General features: G+C 55.7%; 16 protein-coding genes and 1 pseudogene. All 17 read right to left on the bottom strand.

The annotated features are described in order from the left end of the window. Positions 1 to 278: pseudogene (gene pyrG, locus Q1W15_RS04580) on the bottom strand (CTP synthetase); the annotation flags it as partial. Positions 279 to 550: 272 nt separating this feature from the next. Continuing rightward, the gene (gene tilS / locus Q1W15_RS04575; RefSeq protein ID WP_300724277.1) at positions 551 to 1,867 is read right to left on the bottom strand and encodes a tRNA lysidine(34) synthetase TilS; all 1,317 of its coding nucleotides are present in this window, start codon (positions 1,865 to 1,867) and stop codon (positions 551 to 553) included. 208 nt (positions 1,868 to 2,075) lie between these two features. Further along, the gene (locus Q1W15_RS04570; protein WP_046810490.1) at positions 2,076 to 3,023 is read right to left on the bottom strand and encodes an acetyl-CoA carboxylase carboxyltransferase subunit alpha; all 948 of its coding nucleotides are present in this window, start codon (positions 3,021 to 3,023) and stop codon (positions 2,076 to 2,078) included. Between the two features lie 183 nt (positions 3,024 to 3,206). Beyond that, positions 3,207 to 6,728 carry a DNA polymerase III subunit alpha gene (dnaE, locus tag Q1W15_RS04565; RefSeq protein WP_300724258.1) on the bottom strand — a complete coding sequence of 1,174 codons (3,522 nt, stop codon included), beginning with the start codon at positions 6,726 to 6,728 and terminating at the stop codon, positions 3,207 to 3,209. A 79-nt stretch (positions 6,729 to 6,807) separates the two neighbouring features. After that, a complete protein-coding gene (gene rnhB / locus Q1W15_RS04560) occupies positions 6,808 to 7,425 on the bottom strand; it encodes a ribonuclease HII (RefSeq protein WP_300724293.1) in 618 nt (205 codons plus the stop codon). 11 nt (positions 7,426 to 7,436) lie between these two features. After that, positions 7,437 to 8,567: a lipid-A-disaccharide synthase gene (lpxB, locus tag Q1W15_RS04555; RefSeq protein ID WP_300724252.1), complete on the bottom strand. Its 1,131-nt coding sequence runs from the start codon at positions 8,565 to 8,567 to the stop codon at positions 7,437 to 7,439. Between the two features lie 2 nt (positions 8,568 to 8,569). Then, positions 8,570 to 9,346 (bottom strand): acyl-ACP--UDP-N-acetylglucosamine O-acyltransferase, encoded by a 777-nt coding sequence (lpxA, locus tag Q1W15_RS04550; protein ID WP_300724243.1) that lies wholly within the window; start codon positions 9,344 to 9,346, stop codon positions 8,570 to 8,572. Further along, positions 9,343 to 9,783, bottom strand: a complete 441-nt coding sequence (gene fabZ, locus Q1W15_RS04545) for a 3-hydroxyacyl-ACP dehydratase FabZ (RefSeq protein WP_016781990.1) — start codon at positions 9,781 to 9,783, stop codon at positions 9,343 to 9,345. The genes lpxA and fabZ overlap by 4 nt, the downstream gene beginning before the upstream one ends. A 108-nt stretch (positions 9,784 to 9,891) precedes the next feature. Then, positions 9,892 to 10,947 (bottom strand): UDP-3-O-(3-hydroxymyristoyl)glucosamine N-acyltransferase, encoded by a 1,056-nt coding sequence (lpxD, locus tag Q1W15_RS04540; protein ID WP_300724225.1) that lies wholly within the window; start codon positions 10,945 to 10,947, stop codon positions 9,892 to 9,894. A 2-nt stretch (positions 10,948 to 10,949) separates the two neighbouring features. Next, positions 10,950 to 11,453 carry an OmpH family outer membrane protein gene (locus tag Q1W15_RS04535; RefSeq protein WP_300724218.1) on the bottom strand — a complete coding sequence of 168 codons (504 nt, stop codon included), beginning with the start codon at positions 11,451 to 11,453 and terminating at the stop codon, positions 10,950 to 10,952. Positions 11,454 to 11,497: 44 nt separating this feature from the next. Then, on the bottom strand, positions 11,498 to 13,846 hold the full coding sequence (bamA, locus tag Q1W15_RS04530; RefSeq protein ID WP_300724208.1) for an outer membrane protein assembly factor BamA: 2,349 nt from the start codon (positions 13,844 to 13,846) through the stop codon (positions 11,498 to 11,500). Positions 13,847 to 13,921: 75 nt separating this feature from the next. After that, entirely contained in the window at positions 13,922 to 15,274 is a 1,353-nt protein-coding gene (rseP, locus tag Q1W15_RS04525; RefSeq protein ID WP_300724201.1) for an RIP metalloprotease RseP, read from the bottom strand. A 41-nt stretch (positions 15,275 to 15,315) separates the two neighbouring features. Then, the gene (gene ispC, locus Q1W15_RS04520; RefSeq protein WP_300724180.1) at positions 15,316 to 16,506 is read right to left on the bottom strand and encodes a 1-deoxy-D-xylulose-5-phosphate reductoisomerase; all 1,191 of its coding nucleotides are present in this window, start codon (positions 16,504 to 16,506) and stop codon (positions 15,316 to 15,318) included. Beyond that, positions 16,503 to 17,309 carry a phosphatidate cytidylyltransferase gene (locus Q1W15_RS04515; RefSeq protein WP_300724172.1) on the bottom strand — a complete coding sequence of 269 codons (807 nt, stop codon included), beginning with the start codon at positions 17,307 to 17,309 and terminating at the stop codon, positions 16,503 to 16,505. Before Q1W15_RS04515 ends, ispC begins: the two co-directional genes overlap by 4 nt. After that, positions 17,309 to 18,064, bottom strand: coding sequence for a polyprenyl diphosphate synthase (gene uppS / locus Q1W15_RS04510; protein ID WP_300724166.1), 756 nt, complete (start codon positions 18,062 to 18,064; stop codon positions 17,309 to 17,311). Before uppS ends, Q1W15_RS04515 begins: the two co-directional genes overlap by 1 nt. Before the next feature lie 15 nt (positions 18,065 to 18,079). Next, complete coding sequence (frr, locus tag Q1W15_RS04505) at positions 18,080 to 18,637, bottom strand: ribosome recycling factor (RefSeq protein ID WP_300724144.1); 558 nt, start codon at positions 18,635 to 18,637, stop codon at positions 18,080 to 18,082. Continuing rightward, on the bottom strand, positions 18,634 to 19,377 hold the full coding sequence (gene pyrH, locus Q1W15_RS04500; protein ID WP_300724137.1) for a UMP kinase: 744 nt from the start codon (positions 19,375 to 19,377) through the stop codon (positions 18,634 to 18,636). The genes frr and pyrH overlap by 4 nt, the downstream gene beginning before the upstream one ends. Positions 19,378 to 19,462: the final 85 nt, after the last annotated feature.

The following is a 19,462-nucleotide window of genomic DNA, read 5'->3' as shown; positions in this document are numbered from 1 at the left end:
CGGCCGGTGGTGAAGTTGTTGTTCTGGGTCATGGTCGTGCGGATGAACCGCTCGTAGTGGCCCAGGTCGAGGTCGGTCTCGGCACCGTCGTGGGTCACGAAGACTTCACCGTGCTGGAACGGGCTCATGGTGCCCGGGTCGACGTTGATGTACGGGTCCAGCTTCAGCATGGTGACCTTAAGTCCCCGCGCCTCCAGGATGGCCGCCAAAGATGCCGAAGCAATGCCTTTCCCCAATGAAGAAACAACACCGCCCGTGACGAAGATGTAGCGCGTCATGAAAAACCCTAGAAGTCTGCGTTAAAGCGGTCAGAGCCGCCGGGGAAAGCGAAGGAAGGCCGAAGCCCCCAATCACCAGCATTAGTCACAGTGCATCTTTCGAAAAACTGCTGCGTTGAAACAGACCAATGGAAACCATCGGTTCGATACAAGCCACACATTTTTTTAAAATCGCCCAGCAAAGACTGCTTGGTAATCGGCAACTTCTGTAATTCCGGTGAATCTACAGAAGCTGTGTCAAGAAGGGAGCGTAGTCTACCGGAAACCCCCTTTCAGCTCAAACCTTGATCACTCGAAGTTGGCAGCCAATGAAATTTCCAGCGCCCGCAAGGGCCGTAGGCCAGTCCGTCGAGGTTTGCAACCGCCAATAACTGCCCATCGCCGTACAAAAGCGGCAATCTGCCGCGAGCAAAAAGTGGCACACCTTGCTCATTCAACAAGCGTTTGAGGTCACGATGACCGCGCGACGCCAATGCCATGACCTCGCCTCCTTGACGATAGCTCACTTGCAAAGGGCCAGTCGGAATTTCCCCCGACAGCCACACCCGGCCATTGCCCGGCAAAACCAGAGGCTGATCAGGTTGCTCCCAGGTTTGCGGCGTGGGCGGTGGCTGCAACCAGTCACCTGATAACCACCAGATGCGCTCCTGCGCCCGATGCAGTTCACCGTTACCCAAACACCAAGTGGGCTGAGCGTCCTGACGAGCGTCGCGCAGGGTGCCCCAACCGACCCAGTGATCGGTGTCCGGCAGTTGCGTCAAGGGGGCCAGCCAATGACGCAAGGCATTACGCTGCCGGGGAAGCGATAACCGCGTGAGCGGCGTGAGCGCCAGCGAAGGTAGCCCTAGCCAGGCAAAGTCGCTGACAGCATCGGCCCCCTGCAAGTCTTGCTGCGCCAGTTCATCGAGCAAACCCTGAGCTTCGGCGCAGTGTGCGGCGCTGCGGGCCATGCTGGCAGCGGCCTGAGGCCAGCGCTGGGTAAGCCTCGGAAACACTTCATGGCGCAAATAATTACGCGAAAAATCGGTCAGGGTATTTGAAGGGTCCTCAACCCAACTTAGGGCTTGTGCACGCGCATAGGCTTCAAGCTCAGCGCGAGAAACACCCAGCAAGGGACGGCACAAGTGCCCCTGCCCCAACGCCCGCTCACGCGGCATGGCTGCCAGCCCGCTCACCCCGGCCCCGCGCATCAGACGAAACAGCACCGTTTCTGCCTGATCATCACGGTGCTGGCCCGTCAGCAACACATCCTGTGACTGCGTGACCGCTTCAAACACCTGGTAACGCGCCTCGCGTGCTGCACGCTCAAGGCTTGCGCCCCGGTGCACCTGCACATGAACCACCTGCAACGGCACATCCAGCGCATCACACAGCGCTTGGCAATGCGCCGGCCACGCCTCAGCGGCCGTCTGCAAGCCATGGTGCACATGGACAGCGGTCAGAGACGGAAGCGAATGGGTTTGGCGCAGATGTGCGAGAAGGTGCAACAGGACCGTTGAATCAAGCCCACCAGAAAGTGCGACATGCCAGGCCTTGGCGTTGCGCCACGGCCCCAGAGCTTGAAGCAGTTGAGTTGAGAGGTTGGGCATTTCGAGCACCACCTGGATCAAAAGCCCTTCACGCGCAGGACTGGCTTACCGCACAACGTTTAAGCATGACCAAAACGTGTAGTCGCTGCCCGGGCACGAAGGCTGCGATGGGTTGCAATGCCAACCCGGACGGCGGCCCTACGGGCCGCATCGCAGCCTTCCTACCTCGGCAGCGACTACAGAAATGTCAGTGTGCTACCGCTTTTGATCAGAGACCGTAGCTCATCAGACGATCATAACGACGCTTGAGCAGCGTTTCATGATCCAGCTTGTTCAGCATGTCCAGTTGAGAGATCAAATCAGCGCGGATCGAGGCAGACGCCGCCGCCGGGTCACGGTGTGCGCCACCCAACGGCTCGCCGATCACCTTGTCGACAATGCCCAAGCCTTTCAAACGCTCAGCCGTGATGCCCATTGCTTCGGCAGCATCAGGGGCTTTTTCGGCGGTTTTCCACAAAATCGAAGCACACCCTTCAGGCGAGATCACCGCATAAGTCGAATACTGCAACATGTTCAACTGATCGCACACGCCAATTGCCAAGGCTCCGCCCGAACCACCCTCGCCGATAACAGTGGCGATAATCGGCGTTTTGAGGCGCGACATCACACGCAGGTTCCAGGCAATGGCTTCGCTCTGGTTGCGCTCTTCAGCGTCGATTCCCGGATAAGCGCCCGGCGTATCAATGAAGGTCAGGATCGGCATTTTGAAACGCTCAGCCATCTCCATCAAACGGCAAGCCTTGCGGTAGCCTTCAGGGCGAGGCATACCGAAGTTGCGGCGAACTTTCTCACGAACCTCACGGCCTTTCTGATGGCCAATCACCATAACCGGCTGATCGTCCAGGCGTGCAATACCGCCCACAATGGCAGCATCGTCCGAAAAATGGCGGTCGCCGTGCAGCTCATCGAACTCAGTGAAGATGTGATCGATATAGTCCAGGGTGTAAGGACGTCGCGGGTGACGGGCCAGACGAGCAATCTGCCAACTGGTCAGCTTGCCGAAAATATCTTCAGTCAGCGTTTTGCTTTTGTCTTGCAGGCGAGAGATTTCATCGCTGATGTTCAGCGAATTATCATTACCGACCAGGCGCAACTCTTCGATTTTGGCTTGCAGGTCAGCAATCGGCTGTTCGAAATCAAGAAAATTCGGGTTCATAAGCATCCGTCTTGGGTCGGCGGCAAAGCATGCCAGTGGGTTCGAAGCCCAGCGTTTGCTGGTGATTCTTACCTGACTGGGGCAGCCGGTTGATCTGTATCGCGCCTACCTTAAGGGACAGGCGCTCTCAGGTCGAGATTAAAAATTCAGGTCGAGGTCAGGGCACAATAATTGCCCTGACCGTCAACGGTATTGGAGGAAGACGTTGTCTCGTCCGAACTGGTCACGCAAGGCTTGAATCAAGCTGTCTGCGGGGTCAATCCGCCAGGCGTCACCAAACTGCAACATGGCCTTGGCGTCCTCACCCGTGTAGTCCAGCGTTATTGGGCAAGCACCGCGATGTTTCTGACACAGCTCTCCCAGCGCGCGCAAGTCATCCACTTTCAAGGCGTTATGGCTGACTTTAAGACGCAAGCTCTCGGCCAGGCTGGTGCGTGCATCTTCCATGCTCATCACCCGCTTGACCCGAAGGCGCAGCCCTCCGGAAAAGTCGTCATTGCTGACCTCCCCTTCCACAACCACCATGGCATCTGTTTGCAACAGTGATTGCGCCGAATGGAACGCTTCGGCAAACAGTGAAGCTTCAATTCGCCCCGAACGGTCGTCCAGGGTAATAAAGCCCATTTTGTCACCTTTTTTGTTCTTCATCACGCGCAAGGCAATGATCATACCGGCGACGGTTTGGGTGTCCCGGGCCGGTTTCAGGTCGATGATACGCTGACGGGCAAAACGGCGAATTTCCCCTTCATATTCATCAATCGGATGACCGGTCAAGTACAGGCCCAAGGTATCCTTCTCGCCTTTAAGGCGTTCCTTGAGCGTCAGCTCCTTCGCCTTGCGGTGGTTCAGGTAGACGTCGGCATCTTCTTCAACAAACAGGCCACCAAACAGGTCGGCATGGCCACTGTCGTGGGTGCGAGCGGTTTGTTCGGCAGCCTTTATGGCCTCTTCCATCGCGGCCAGCAATACCGCGCGGTTCAGGTCAATATTGGCCTGGTAAGCCTTCGGCTCATCATGAAAATATGGCCCCAGTCGGTCTAGCGCACCACTGCGGATCAAACCGTCCAGGGTGCGTTTGTTGATACGTTTGAGGTCAACACGCGCACAGAAATCGAACAAGTCGCTAAACGGACCGTCCTTGCGCGCTTCGGTAATGGCCTCAACAGGCCCCTCACCCACCCCTTTGATCGCACCCAGGCCATAAATAATACGGCCCTCGTCGTTAACCGTGAACTTGAACTCCGAGGCATTCACATCGGGCGCATCAAGACGCAGCTTCATGCTGCGAATTTCTTCAATCAGGGTGACAACTTTATCGGTATTGTGCATATCCGCTGACAATACCGCAGCCATGAACGGTGCCGGGTAGTGCGTTTTTAGCCAGGCCGTCTGGTACGACACCAGCCCGTAGGCAGCCGAGTGAGATTTGTTGAAGCCATAACCGGCAAATTTCTCTACCAGGTCGAAAATGTTACCAGCGAGGTCGGCGTCAATATTGTTGTTGGCACACCCTTCGATAAAACCGCCGCGCTGCTTGGCCATTTCTTCAGGTTTTTTCTTACCCATGGCCCGACGCAACATATCAGCGCCGCCAAGGGTATAACCGGCCATGACCTGAGCGATCTGCATCACCTGTTCCTGGTACAGGATGATGCCGTAGGTCGGTGCCAATACCGGCTTGAGGCCTTCGTACTGGTAGTCGGAGTGCGGGTACGCCAGCTCGGCGCGACCATGCTTACGGTTGATAAAGTCATCAACCATGCCTGATTGCAACGGGCCCGGACGGAACAGGGCCACCAGTGCGATCAAGTCTTCGAGACAGTCCGGCTTAAGCTTTTTGATCAGTTCCTTCATGCCGCGCGACTCAAGCTGGAACACCGCAGTGGTCTCGGCTTTTTGCAGCAACTGATACGTCGGCTTGTCGTCCAGCGGGATAAAGGCGATGTCCAGCGGCGCTTCATTGACCTTGGCGCGATCACGATTGATGGTTTTCAGCGCCCAGTCGATAACCGTCAAGGTACGCAGGCCGAGGAAGTCGAACTTCACCAGGCCGGCAGATTCAACGTCATCCTTGTCGAACTGGGTGACCAGGCCGCCACCCTCTTCATCGCAATAAATCGGCGAGAAGTCCGTGAGTTTGGTCGGAGCAATAACCACACCACCGGCGTGCTTACCCACGTTACGGACAACACCTTCAAGCTTGCGGGCCATTTCCCAGATTTCGGCGGCCTCCTCATCGACTTTGATGAAGTCGCGCAGAATTTCTTCCTGCTCATAAGCTTTTTCCAGCGTCATGCCCACTTCGAACGGAATCATCTTCGACAGGCGATCGGCCAGCCCGTAAGACTTGCCCTGCACCCGAGCGACGTCACGAATCACCGCTTTGGCGGCCATTGAACCAAAGGTAATGATCTGGCTAACGGCGTTCCGGCCGTACTTATCCGCCACATACTCAATTACCCGATCACGGCCATCCATGCAGAAGTCGACGTCAAAGTCGGGCATCGATACCCGTTCAGGGTTCAGAAAGCGTTCGAACAGCAGGTCATATTCCAGCGGGTCCAGGTCTGTGATTTTCTGCACATAAGCCACCAGCGAGCCGGCACCCGAGCCCCGGCCCGGCCCTACCGGAACGCCGTTGCTTTTAGCCCACTGGATAAAGTCCATGACGATCAGGAAGTAACCGGGGAACCCCATCTGGATAATGATATCCAGTTCGAAATTCAGACGATCGACATACACCTGACGCTTCGCGTCGTAATCTTCAGTCGTGTCTTTAGGCAACAACACTTCCAGACGCTCTTCGAGACCGTCAAACGACACCTTGCGGAAATACTCATCGATGGTCATACCATCGGGTATTGGAAAATTGGGCAAAAAGTGAGTACCCAACTTCACTTCGATATTACAGCGCTTGGCAATTTCGACCGAGTTTTCCAGTGCCTCCGGCAGGTCGCTGAACAGCTCGGCCATTTCCTCGGCACTTTTCAGATATTGTTGATCGCTGTAATTCTTCGACCGGCGCGGGTCATCCAGAGCCCGACCCTCACCAATGCAAACACGGGTTTCGTGCGCTTCGAAATCTTTCTGGTACAAGAAGCGCACATCGTTGGTCGCAACCAACGGAGCCCTCACCTTATCGGCCAGTGCGACGGCGGCGTGCAAATGCTCTTCGTCATTCGGGCGCTTGGTGCGTTGCACTTCCAGGTAGAAGCGATCGGCAAACACCTGCATCCACTCGCGGGCTAGCGTCTCGGCCTCTTGCGTATTGCCACTGAGCAACGCGATGCCAATTTCACCCTCTTTGGCCGCTGAAAGCATGATCAAGCCTTCGGCCGCCTCAGCGACCCATTCACGCTCGATAATCACCTGGCCGTTTCGCTGACCTTCGATGAAGCCTCGCGAAATCAACTCGGTCAGGTTGCGATAGCCCACAGGGTTCATCGCCAGCAGGCTGATGCGGCTGAGGGGGTTTTCCGGATCTTTGTTCGACAGCCACAGGTCGGCACCACTGATGGGCTTGATGCCGCCGCCCATCGCTGCTTTATAGAACTTGACCAGAGAACACATGTTGTTCTGATCCGTCACAGCCACAGCAGGCATATTCATGCCGGCCAGGGCTTTGATCAGCGGCTTGATCCGCACCAGTCCATCAACCAGGGAGTATTCAGTGTGCAGGCGCAGGTGAACGAATGAAGCCGGCATGGTGATCCTGTCTTTAAACTTTGAAAAACAACAAGGCCCGGAAGTGTACCGGGCCTTGGCAAAAACATCAGCCTTGCGGCTAAACCTCGGTCAAACCTTCACGGGCTTCATAGGCACGACGCACTGGCCCGAACGAACGCCGATGAATCGGGGTAGGCCCCAAGCGCTCAAGCGCTTCAAGATGAACGGAGGTGGGGTAACCTTTGTGCCCACCGATGCCATAGCCCGGGTATTGAAGCTCAAAGGCCGCCATTTCACGATCACGACTGACTTTGGCCAGGATCGATGCGGCGGCAATCGCTGGCACTTTACTGTCGCCTTTAACTACTGCCTCGGCTGGCATTGCCAATTTAGGGCAACGGTTGCCATCAATCATTGCCAGTTTCGGGGTGATGCTCAGCCCCTCAACTGCACGCTGCATGGCCAGCATCGTGGCGTGCAAAATATTCAACTCATCAATTTCTTCGACTTCAGCCCTCGCGATACACCAACTGAGTGCTTTCTCGCGAATTTCGTCGTAGAGCTTTTCACGCCGCGCTTCAGTGAGTTTCTTCGAGTCATTGAGCCCTGCAATCGGACGACTCGGATCAAGAATCACTGCCGCCGTCACGACCGCACCGCATAACGGGCCACGCCCCACTTCATCAACACCCGCAACAAGGTCTTCGACCAGATTAAAGTCCAGACCCATTTGTATATTCTGCTTACTCATCGAGATTGTCCGATCAAACCAAGTACTGCATCGGCCGCCTGATTGGAGGCATCGAGGCGCAAAGACCGATGGATTTGATCAAAGCTGCGGGTTTGCTCCTCTGCACCGCTCAACAACGGCAGCAGCTCTTGTGCAAGCGCTTCAGGCGTAGCAGCATCCTGCAAAAGCTCAGGCACCAACATCCGCTGGGCAAGAAGGTTAGGCAACGACACGTAAGGGCTTTTAACCAGGCGTTTGAGAATCCAGTACGTCACAGGCGCAAGGCGATACGCCACCACCATCGGGCGCTTGTACAACAGCGCTTCCAGTGTAGCGGTACCCGAAGCGATCAATACGGCATCGCACGCCGCCAGCGCAACATGTGAGCGCCCATCCAGCAAGGTTACAGGCAGATCACGGCCTTCCAGCAGTTGCTCGATCTGCTCACGACGCGCGGCATTGGCGCATGGCAATACAAAGCGAACATCCGGCCGAGACTCACGTATTTTCTGCGCGGCATCCAGAAACAACCCGCCCAGCTTACCGACTTCGCCACCACGGCTGCCCGGCATCAAAGCGACCAAAGGCCCTTCAGGCAACCCAAGTTCCGCGCGCGCCGCGGCTTTATCGGCCTCAAGCGGTATTGTATCGGCCAGGGTATGCCCGACAAAACGCACGGGCACACCTTTCTCTTCGTAGAACCTGGCTTCGAACGGCAAAAGCGTGAGCATCAAATCGCACCCTTCACGAATTTTCAGCACGCGTTTCTGACGCCACGCCCACACGGACGGGCTGACATAGTGAACGGTTTTTATCCCCGCCCGACGCAGTTGAAGTTCGATATTCAGGGTAAAGTCAGGGGCATCGATACCAATAAAGACATCCGGCTTTTGCGCAATAAGCGTCTGAACCAGTGCCTTGCGGCGTTTAAGCAGCTCGCGTAAGCGACCGAGCACTTCCACCAGCCCCATGACCGACAAGCGCTCCATCGGGAAGTAAGACGTCATGCCTTCAGCTTCCATCAATGGGCCGCCCACACCGATAAATTCAATATCCGGGTGACGGCCTTTAAGCGCACGCATCAAACCCGAACCCAGAATGTCGCCGGAAGCCTCACCCGCCACCAACGCAATGCGTAATCTGGCCATGGTTAACGTGTGATGCCGCGAGTAGATGAACGGATGGAGTCAACAAACATGGCCACTTCGGGAAACTGAATGGCCGGTTCTGCCAGCTCGGCAAGGGCTTGCTCAACGGTCAAGCCTTGGCGGTAAACCACCTTGTAAGCCCGGCGTAGCGCGTGAATGGCGTCCTCGCTGAACCCACGTCGGCGCATGCCTTCAAAGTTCATGCTGCGGGCTTGCGCAGGGCTGCCGAATACTGTGACAAACGCCGGAACATCCTTACCAATGGCTGTACCCATGCCCGAAAAGCTGTGGGCACCGATGTGGCAAAACTGATGAACCAGGGTAAAACCGGACAGAATCGCCCAGTCACCCATGTGCACATGGCCCGCCAAGGCGGCATTATTGACCAGAATGCAATGGTTACCGATGACACTGTCGTGGCCAATATGAGCATACGCCATGACCAGGTTGTGATCGCCCAGCGTGGTCTCGGCACGGTCCTGAATGGTTCCGCGATGAATGGTTACGCCTTCACGAATCACGTTATGGTCACCAATGACCAAACGCGTTTCTTCACCCTTGTACTTGAGGTCAGGGGTGTCTTCGCCTACCGAAGAAAACTGGTAGATGCGATTGTGTTTACCGATGCGGGTCGGGCCTTTGAGAATCACATGCGGCCCGATCACTGTCCCCTCGCCGATTTCCACACCAGCGCCGACGATCGACCAAGGGCCGACCTCGACGTCGTCGGCCAAGATGGCCGTCGGATCGATGATTGCGCGAGGGTCAATCAAACTCATAGTTTGCGTTCCGCGCAGATAATTTCAGCCGAGCACACCGGCTTACCGTCCACCGTGGCCTGACACTCGAACTTCCAGATCGAGCGCTTGCAGCTCAGGAACTTGGCTTCGAGAATCAACTGGTCACCTGGCAGTACGGGCTGGCGAAAACGCAGCTTGTCGGAGCCTACGAAATAATAGAGCGTACCGTCAGCCGGCTTTAGATCCATCATCTTGAAACCCAGAATGCCAGCAGCCTGAGCCATCGCTTCAATAATCAGTACACCCGGCATGATCGGGTGTGCAGGAAAGTGACCGTTAAAAAAAGGTTCGTTGATGCTGACATTCTTGTAAGCACGAATGCGCTTGTTCTCGACATCCAGGTCCACCACTCGATCCACCAGCAGGAACGGGTACCGGTGGGGCAGATATTCGCGAATCTCGTTGATGTCCATCATTTCGTGGGGAAGCCTGTAATAAAGATTGGGCGCGCGCGACTAAGGCGCGCTCCTCTAGCAATCAAGGAAGCAAACCAGTGGCTCTGCACACTTGATATGGAAATTGTATTAGCCCTCTGAAGAAGCTTTAGCGTCCGGGGTCACTTCCCCAACGCGCTTTTCCAGATGTTTAAGCCGCCTGGCGATATCGTCCAGTTGACGAATACGTGCCGCACTCTTTCGCCATTCGGCCGCAGGTTGCATGGCCGTACCTGATGAATACGCACCCGGCTCGCTAATGGAATGGGTGACCATGGTCATCCCAGTCAAGAACACGTTGTCACAAATATCAATGTGACCGACCAAACCAACACCACCGGCCAACATGCAGTGCTTACCGATTTTAGTACTACCGGAAATTCCCACACAGGCGGCCATCGCCGTATGGTCACCCACTTGAACGTTGTGCGCGATCTGAATCTGGTTGTCCAACTTGACACCATTACCGATGACCGTATTGGCCAAGGCACCGCGATCAATGGCCGTATTGACACCAATTTCGACATCATCACCGATGGTAACGCCACCGATTTGAGCGATCTTCTGCCAAATACCCTTTTCATTGGCAAAGCCAAAACCTTCCCCGCCCAACACGGCACCCGACTGAATCACCACTCGCTTGCCAATATGCACATCGTGATAGAGGGTGACACGAGGGGCCAGCCAGCCGTCTTCACCGATGATGCAACGTGCACCGATAAAGCAATGCGCACCAATGGTCACTCCGGCAGCGATTTGCGCGCCACTTTCAATGACCGCAAATGCACCGACACTGGCCATCGGATCAACCACCGCATCATCAGCAATGACCGCCGAAGGATGAACCCCGGCAGATGCTTTGGGCTTGGGATCGAACAAATGGGAAATTCGGGCATACGCCAGGTAAGGGTCGGGCACAACCAGCGCATCCCCCGCGTACGCCTCGGCATCCGCCGCCTTGAGCAATACAGCTCCGGCGTGGCAGTCAACGAGGTATTTACGGTATTGGGGGTTAGCCAGAAAGCTCAACTGAGCTGGGCCAGCCTCTTGTAAAGTGGCCAGCCCAGTAATGTTCTTCTCCCCTGAGCCACGCAAGGTGGCACCGAGGAACTCGGCCAATTGGCCGAGTTTTATAGTCACAGTCATAATTACTTCAGCTGGTTCATGCGCTCGATGACTTGGCGAGTAATGTCGTACTGCGGTTTAACATCAATCACAGCACCACGCTCGAACACCAGGTCAAAGGCACCTTTCTTGATGACTTCTTCAACAGCGCTGTCCAGTTTTGGCTTCAGCTGTTTCAGCATTTCACGGTCAGCAACGGCTTTGGCTTCGTTCAGTTCTTTGGACTGGAACTGGAAGTCACGAGCCTTTTGCTTGAATTCAAGCTCCAGACGCTCACGCTCGCCCTGCTGCATTTTGTCACCACCGCTTACCAAGCGGTCTTGAATGCCCTTGGCACTGCTTTCCAAGCTTTTGAGCTTAGTCAGTTGTGGGCCGAATTTTTTCTCGGCATCAACGGCATAGCGCTTTGCTGCATCCGATTCAAGCAGTGCCATTTGATAGTTCAGCACAGCAATTTTCATATCGGCAAAAGCAGGGCCTGCTACCAGAACCGAGGCCAGGAGAACCAATTGAGTCAACTTACGCACGATGCACTCCTAAAAAATCTGTTGTCTTTAGCTGTAGCCAGCTTTTAGAAAGTCTGGCCGAGGGAGAATTGGAACACCTGAGTGTCTGCGTCATTCGGTTTCTTGATTGGCATGGCCAAGCTGAAGCTTAGCGGACCAAGCGCAGTAACCCAAGTCACACCAACACCGACAGAACTGGCCATGTTGCTGAAACTGATATCGCAATCTTTAGTGTCACCTTTGCAATTGGTGTCAAAGACGTTGCCCACATCCCAGAACACAGAGGTCCTCAGGGAGCGTTGGTCTTTAACAAATGGCATCGGGAACAGCACTTCAACACCACCCTGGATCAACACGTTACCGCCGAATGGCAGCGGATCTTGATCCGGGTCAGCCAGCGTACCAGCGTTCCGCCCCGTACTTGGCGTACTGCGGGGCCCCAGAGTGCTGTCCTTGAAGCCACGTACCGAGTTGAAACCACCCGCGTAGTAGTTCTCATAGAACGGTAGACCCGCCGTAGAACCGTAACCATCGCCATAACCCAACTCAGTGTGCAGGCGCATGGTGTACGTGTCACTCAACGGCTGGAACAACTGTGCACGATAGTCCAGTTTGTAGAACTGCAAATCACTGCCAGGAATAGTGCTTTCAAGCACCAGGCTTTGCGAGCTGCCACGTGTTGGCAAGACACCCTTGTTCAGGGTCGACTCGGACCAGCCCACAGAAGCTTTGAAGTTAAGGAATTTCTCGCCTTCGCGGTTTACGAAGTCAAAAATCTCGTCAACGGTGTATTTGCCCGTGCTGATTTCATCCTGCTGAACGGTCAGACCGTAAGTCAGGCGCGACGTGTCGCTGATCGGGTAACCCATCGTGACACCAGCACCCAAGCTGTCTACCGAGTAGTTGGCAACGTCAACATCCAACTCTTTGTAGTCAGTGGTGCGATAGAACACGTTGTAGCCAAGGCTCACACCGTCCGCTGTCCAGTACGGGTCAACGTAACTGAAGTTGTAACGGCTCTGGTATTCGCTGCGAGTCAGGCCAATGCTGACCCTGTTACCCGTACCCAGGAAGTTGTTCTGAGTGATCGAGCCGCCCAGAATCAGGCCGGCGCTCTGAGCAAAACCAATGCTGGCTGTGATCGAGCCTGACGCCTGCTCTTCTACGGCATAGTTCACATCAACCATGTCGTCAGTGCCTGGCACTGCAGGGGTCTCAACGTTCACTTCCTTGAAGAAGCCCAGACGCTCAAGGCGAACCTTGGACTGGTCGATCAGGTAAGTCGAAGCCCAACCACCTTCCATTTGACGCATTTCACGGCGCAGCACTTCATCTTCAGATTTGGTGTTGCCGCGATAGTTGATACGGCTCACGTAAGCACGTTTGCCCGGGTCAACCACAAAGGTGATGGCGACGGTGTGATCTTCAGGGTTTGGCTGAGGCACGCCATTGACGTTAGCAAAGGTGTAGCCTTCGTTACCCAGACGGCGGGTAATCAACTCGGACGTCGTGGTCATCAGTTTGCGTGAGAACACTTGCCCCGGCTGAACCAGTAACAACGACTTGATCTGGTCTTCAGGAACCTTGAGGTCACCGCTCAGCTTCACTTCGCCTACGTTGTATTTTTCGCCTTCGTTCACGTTGACCGTGATATAGACATTCTTCTTGTCCGGGGTAATCGATACCTGGGTCGAAGCAATATCCATATTGATATAGCCACGATCGAGGTAATAAGAGCGCAGACGCTCGAGGTCACCCGACAGTTTTTCGCGTGCATATTTGTCATCGTTCTTGAAGAAGGACAACCAGTTCGTGGTTTTCAGCTCGAACAGGTCGATCAGGTCTTCTTCAGGGAAAACAGTGTTGCCCACCACGTTGATGTGCTGGATTGCGGCAACGGTGCCTTCGTTGATGTTGACCTTCAAGGCCACGCGGTTACGCGGCTCAGGCACAACTTCAGTGTCGACCGTTGCAGAATAACGACCCTGGGCAACGTACTGACGTTGCAGCTCGTTACGTACGCCCTCAAGCGTCGCACGCTGGAAAATTTCACCTTCGGCAAGGCCCGACTGTTTCAGACCCTTCATCAGGTCATCGGTAGAAATCGCCTTGTTACCGTCGATGGTGATACTGGAGACGGAAGGACGCTCGACAACCGTAATGACAAGCACATTGCCATCACGACCCAGTTGGATATCCTGAAAGAAACCGGTTTTGAACAACGCACGAGTGGATTCCACCAAACGGCGGTCATCCGCTACCTCACCCACGTTCAGCGGTAACGCGCCAAACACGCTACCGGCGGAAACCCGCTGGAGGCCGTTGACACGGATATCAGAGATAGTGAAGGACTCGGCGTGAACTTCGGCGATCATCAGTACGGCGAGAACCGCAGTTAGCAGCAGACGTTTCATGAAGTCCTTTCTTATTCCAACTGGCAATAAACAAACTGCCGCAAAATGCGGCAGATTCGCAATTCAGCGAAGTGTTTACAGACGGCCCAGATCGTTCACCAAGGCGAGTAACATCACCCCGATGACCAAACTGATACCAATCTGCATCCCCCAACCCTGTACCCGATCTGACAAGGGACGACCACGCGCCCACTCGACCAGATAAAACAACAAATGCCCCCCATCCAGGACTGGTATGGGCAGCAAGTTCAGAACACCCAGGCTAATACTCAAATAAGCCAGGAAGCTCAGGAAATCCGCAACACCCGACTGGGCAGAAGCGCCCGCCACTTTAGCAATGGTTATCGGTCCACTCAAGTTTTTTACCGAGAGCTCGCCGAACAACATTTTCTTCAGCGAATCGAGCGTCAACACGCTCATGGTCCATGTGCGCTTGAACCCTTCCCCGACCGCTGCAAGCGGGCCATAACTGACTTCCCGCAGCATGGAGGGTGGCCAATCGACACCTTTCACGCCTGCCCCGAGATACCCCGTTGCGCTATTACCCTCACCGCGCGCCGCCAGTGTCAGAGGCACATCCAAAGGCATGCCGTCACGTTCAATATGCAGCACGACCTGAGCTGCAGGCCGCACACGCACCCAATCCACGACTTGCTGCCAATCTCTGATGGGCTGATCGTTCATCAACAGCAGCTTGTCACCCGCTTTCAGCCCCGCGGCCACCGCCGGCCCGTTGGGGTCAAGCTCAGCCAGGATCGCAGGCAACTCAGGTCGCCATGGGCGAATCCCCAACGATTTGATAGGGTCCGGTTCGTCGGCTCCCTTGAGCCATTCCTTGAGGGTTACCTGATGGGCCGCTTCAGTCTCGGAGCCAGGCTCACGCACCACGACCTGGACAGTCCCGGTCTCACCCAGGCGTCTGACCAGTTGCAAGTTAACGTTGGACCAACCCACCGTTGGCTCGCCGTCGATGGAGACAATTTCCTGGCCTACAGCCAGACCAGCCTGCGCCGCCAGGCTGCCCGCTTCAACAGCCCCAATCACGGGACGCACTTGCTGGCTGCCCATCATGGCCAGCACCCAAAAGAACGCAATCGCCAACATAAAGTTAGCGATCGGTCCCGCTGCGACGATCGCAATGCGCTGACCTACAGACTTGCGATTAAATGACTGATCAAGCTGATCGGCGGGCACATTGCCTTCGCGCTCGTCCAGCATTTTCACATAGCCACCCAACGGAATGGCAGCCACTACAAACTCGGTCCCCTGACGGTCATGCCAACGCAGCAAGGGTGTGCCAAAGCCCACAGAGAAGCGCAGAACCTTGACACCACAGCGGCGCGCCACCCAAAAGTGACCAAATTCATGAAAAGTGACCAGCACCCCTAGTGCAACGAGGGTACCAACAATCATATAGAGCGCACTCATCTACTTTCTCCGCGATCCTGTCCGGCTCGGGCAAGCACCCCTTAACCGCCGTTATGGCTCAACCACTGCTCAGCCCGCACGCGTGCCTTGGCATCGGCGCAAAATACCGCCTCCAGTTCATCGACTGCAACCACAGGCTCGCTATTCAAGACGTCTTCAATGATTTGAGCGATCTGCGGGTAACGAATCCGCCCCCCCAGAAACGCCGCAACGGCCACTTCATTCGCCGCATTTAACATCGCTGGGGCGCTATGACCTGACAAGGCCGCCTCACGTGCCAGACGCAAGCAGGGAAAGCGCTGCTCGTCAGGACGCTGAAAATCCAGGCGTGCTACCTCAAAAAGATCCAGCGGTGCGACCCCCGAATCAATCCGCTCAGGCCAAGCCAGGGCATTGGCGATAGGCGTTCGCATATCGGGATTACCAAGCTGGGCCAAGACCGAGCCATCCACATAATCAACCAATGAATGGATCACGCTCTGCGGGTGGATCAAGACTTCAACCTGATCCGGCCGAGCATCAAACAGCCAACAGGCCTCAATCAGCTCTAGCCCCTTGTTCATCATGCTCGCCGAATCCACCGATATCTTTCGCCCCATCGACCAATTGGGATGAGCGCAGGCTTGATCGGGTGTTACGCGCTCAAGTTCGGCCAGAGGGGTTTCGCGAAACGGGCCACCAGAAGCCGTCAGCAATATACGACGAACGCCGACAGCGCCCAACCCGCGGGAATAATCCTGAGGCAGGCACTGAAAGATGGCGTTGTGTTCGCTGTCGATCGGCAGCAATACCGAACCACTGCGACGCACGGCCTGCATAAACAAGTCGCCCGTCATCACGAGCGCCTCTTTATTGGCCAAGAGCATTTTCTTACCCGCGTTAACCGCCGCCAACGTAGGACGTAAGCCTGCCGCACCGACGATTGCAGCCATAACTGTGTCAACTTCTGGGGCGGAAGCCACCTGACACAAGCCTTGCTCACCCACCCACACCTCGGTGTTGAGACCTGCTGCCTGCAGACCAGCTCTCAATTGGCTGGCTGCATGCTCGTCCGGCACCACAGCGACTCGCGGCGTGTGTTCGACACACAAGGCCAAAAGCTCTGCGAGACGGCTAAAACCGCTCAAGCCAAACACTTGATAGCGGTCAGGGTGACGCGCAATAACATCCAAGGTACTCAGGCCAATCGAACCTGTGGCCCCCAATACCGTAATCTGTTGAGGTCGACTCATGATCCGGCAATCCAAAGCAGTACCGCAAACAACGGAACCGCCGCCGTCAGGCTGTCAATGCGATCCAGAACCCCGCCATGACCTGGCAGCAAATTACTGCTGTCCTTGATACCGGCCTGACGCTTGAACATGCTCTCGGTAAGGTCACCCACCACGGACACCAGCACAATCATCGCCGCGCACAGCAGCGCAGCGACAATCTCGCCAACGCTCCATCCACGTACCAGACCCACAGCAGCTGTGATCAACAGGCTCACAATCAAACCGCCATACACGCCTTCCCAGCTCTTGCCCGGGCTGACTTTTGGGGCCAGCTTGCGTTTGCCAAACTTACGCCCGGAGAAGTAGGCACCGATGTCAGCGCCCCACACCAGCACCATCACCGCCAGGATCAACCAGTTGCCCAGCGGCATGGCCTTGATCAACACCAAACCTTGCCAGGCCGGCAGTAGAATTAACAGGCCGATAACCAGTTTTGCCCGCGTGCCTGACCAGCGCTCTGCCGATTGCGGAAAGGTCAGCACGAGGTAGGTCGCGATTGCCCACCACACAATCGCCGCAGCGAGTACCAAAGGTGCCAAGCCTGAGAAGGCGTACATCCCAAACAGCAGCACCGCCACCAGCGCAGCAAAGGCAACGCGTGCCGCCTGAGCTTGGAAACCTGCCAGGCGCGCCCATTCCCACGCACCCAGGGTCACCACCGCACCGATAAACAGCGCAAAGCCGACCCCTTCCAAAAGGAAAAAGCCACACAAGGCAATGGGCAGCAGAATAAGTGCAGTAATAATTCGTTGCTTAAGCATTAAACCCGGGCTCCAGCCTCGACCTGCTCGCTCGTTTTACCGAAGCGGCGCTGGCGAGAAGCATAATCAGCCAGTGCGTTACGCATGGCCTCGTGTTTGAAGTCCGGCCAGAACAGGTCGGAGAAATACAGCTCAGAATAGGCGAGCTGCCACAACAGGAAGTTGCTGATGCGGTGCTCGCCACCTGTACGAATACAAAGATCAGGCAATGGCAGATCACCCGTGACCAGACATGTCTGGAGCAACCCGGGCGTGATGTCTTCAGGCTGCAAATGGCCAGCCTGCACCTCACGCGCCAGCCGCTGAGCGGCCTGGGCGATGTCCCACTGACCACCGTAATTGGCCGCAATCTGCAGCACAAAACGGTCAGGCCCTGCCGTCATCATCTCAGCTTCACGCATTGCCGTTTGAAGGTCAGGATGAAAACGCGAACGATCGCCGATAATCCGCAGGCTGATGTTGTTTTCGTTAAGGCGCTTGGCCTCACGACGAAGCGCCCTGAAGAACAAATCCATCAGAGCACTGACTTCAGCCGCTGGGCGTTGCCAGTTCTCACTGGAAAACGCGAACAGTGTAAGCACCTCAACCTTGGCATGGGCACACACTTCAATCACTGCGCGAACAGCATCCACTCCCGCTTTATGACCGGCAACACCCGGCATAAAGCGTTTTTTCGCCCAGCGATTATTACCATCCATGATGATCGCGACGTGTCGCGGCACCGATGAAGGCTCAGTCTGCTTGGTCTTTTCCATAAAACGCCCAGACCCTTATACGGCCATCAGGTCCGCTTCTTTCTGCTTGGTAGCCGCATCGATATCGGCTTCGGCCTTGTCCGTCAGCTTCTGAATATCAGCCGCTGCGCGACGCTCTTCATCTTCACTGATGGCCTTGTCTTTAACCAGCTTCTTCAGCTCGCTCAGGGCATCACGACGGATGTTACGCACGGCCACACGAGCGTCCTCAGCAGCACTACGCGCCTGCTTGGTGAAGCCCTTACGGGTTTCTTCAGTCAGGGCCGGCATGGAGATCAGCAGCAATTCGCCCAGGTTGGTCGGATTGAGATTCAGGCCTGCGCTCTGAATGGCCTTGTCGACTGCCGCCAGCATGTTGCGCTCAAACGCCACGACTTGCAGGGTGCGGGAATCTTTCACGGTCACGTTAGCGACACTGCTCAACGGCGTGTCTGCGCCGTAGTAAGGCACCATCACGCTACCCAGAATGCTCGGGTGCGCCTTGCCAGTGCGGATCTGGCCAAAAGCGTGGTTCAAGGATTCCAGCGATTTCTGCATGCGCGCTTGCGCGTCTTTTTTGATTTCGTTGATCATTGTTGACCTTCCTCGATCAGAGTGCCTTCAGCGCCGCCGTGAACAATATTAAGCAGGGCACCGGGCTTATTCATATTAAATACACGCAGTGGCATTTTATGGTCGCGGCACAAACAGATGGCCGTCAGATCCATTACACCCAGCTTGCGATCCAGTACTTCATCATAAGTCAGATGATCGAACTTCTCGGCATGCGGATCTTTGAATGGGTCTGCAGTGTAAACACCATCAACCTTGGTTGCCTTGAGCACCACGTCAGCGTCAATTTCAATGGCACGCAAGCAGGCTGCCGAATCCGTCGTGAAGAAGGGGTTACCGGTACCTGCGGCAAAAATCACCACATCCTTGGCATTCAAATGGCGCATGGCTTTGCGACGATCATAATGATCCGTCACACCCACCATGGAAATGGCCGACATGACGATGGCAGAGATATTCGCACGTTCCAGCGCATCGCGCATGGCCAGTGCGTTCATCACGGTTGCCAGCATGCCCATGTGGTCGCCAGTGACACGATCCATTCCAGCTTCGCTCAGTGCAGCACCACGAAACAGGTTACCGCCACCTATCACCAGACCCACCTGAACGCCAATGCCGACCAACTGGCCGACTTCCAGCGCCATGCGGTCAAGTACCTTAGGGTCGATCCCGAAGTCTTCAGAGCCCATCAGGGCTTCGCCGCTTAGCTTGAGTAGAATGCGTTTATAGCGAGCTTGATAACCACTGCCCTGCTGAGCCATTGCGAATCTCTCCTGCCGCGTTTTATAAAAAATCTGTACGAGACCATTTCAGCCTGCGCTTACTCTAGCTTGGCGCTGCACAGCA

This window comes from Pseudomonas sp. (assembly GCF_030150285.1).
Lineage (GTDB): Bacteria > Pseudomonadota > Gammaproteobacteria > Pseudomonadales > Pseudomonadaceae > Aquipseudomonas.
The sequence above is the reverse complement of the archived record's forward strand: the minus strand, read 5'-3'. Positions and strand labels throughout refer to the sequence as shown.

What these genes read in the sequence shown, in the direction of transcription:
- ispC (WP_300724180.1), bottom strand. Translation starts at nt 16,506, where the DNA reads ATGAGTCGACCTCAACAGATTACGGTATTGGGGGCCACAGGTTCGATT.
- bamA (WP_300724208.1), bottom strand. Translation starts at nt 13,846, where the DNA reads ATGAAACGTCTGCTGCTAACTGCGGTTCTCGCCGTACTGATGATCGCC.
- pyrH (WP_300724137.1), bottom strand. Translation starts at nt 19,377, where the DNA reads ATGGCTCAGCAGGGCAGTGGTTATCAAGCTCGCTATAAACGCATTCTA.
- tilS (WP_300724277.1), bottom strand. Translation starts at nt 1,867, where the DNA reads ATGCCCAACCTCTCAACTCAACTGCTTCAAGCTCTGGGGCCGTGGCGC.
- rseP (WP_300724201.1), bottom strand. Translation starts at nt 15,274, where the DNA reads ATGAGTGCGCTCTATATGATTGTTGGTACCCTCGTTGCACTAGGGGTG.
- fabZ (WP_016781990.1), bottom strand. Translation starts at nt 9,783, where the DNA reads ATGATGGACATCAACGAGATTCGCGAATATCTGCCCCACCGGTACCCG.
- frr (WP_300724144.1), bottom strand. Translation starts at nt 18,637, where the DNA reads ATGATCAACGAAATCAAAAAAGACGCGCAAGCGCGCATGCAGAAATCG.
- Q1W15_RS04570 (WP_046810490.1), bottom strand. Translation starts at nt 3,023, where the DNA reads ATGAACCCGAATTTTCTTGATTTCGAACAGCCGATTGCTGACCTGCAA.
- lpxB (WP_300724252.1), bottom strand. Translation starts at nt 8,567, where the DNA reads ATGGCCAGATTACGCATTGCGTTGGTGGCGGGTGAGGCTTCCGGCGAC.
- lpxD (WP_300724225.1), bottom strand. Translation starts at nt 10,947, where the DNA reads ATGACTGTGACTATAAAACTCGGCCAATTGGCCGAGTTCCTCGGTGCC.
- Q1W15_RS04515 (WP_300724172.1), bottom strand. Translation starts at nt 17,309, where the DNA reads ATGCTTAAGCAACGAATTATTACTGCACTTATTCTGCTGCCCATTGCC.
- uppS (WP_300724166.1), bottom strand. Translation starts at nt 18,064, where the DNA reads ATGGAAAAGACCAAGCAGACTGAGCCTTCATCGGTGCCGCGACACGTC.
- lpxA (WP_300724243.1), bottom strand. Translation starts at nt 9,346, where the DNA reads ATGAGTTTGATTGACCCTCGCGCAATCATCGATCCGACGGCCATCTTG.
- dnaE (WP_300724258.1), bottom strand. Translation starts at nt 6,728, where the DNA reads ATGCCGGCTTCATTCGTTCACCTGCGCCTGCACACTGAATACTCCCTG.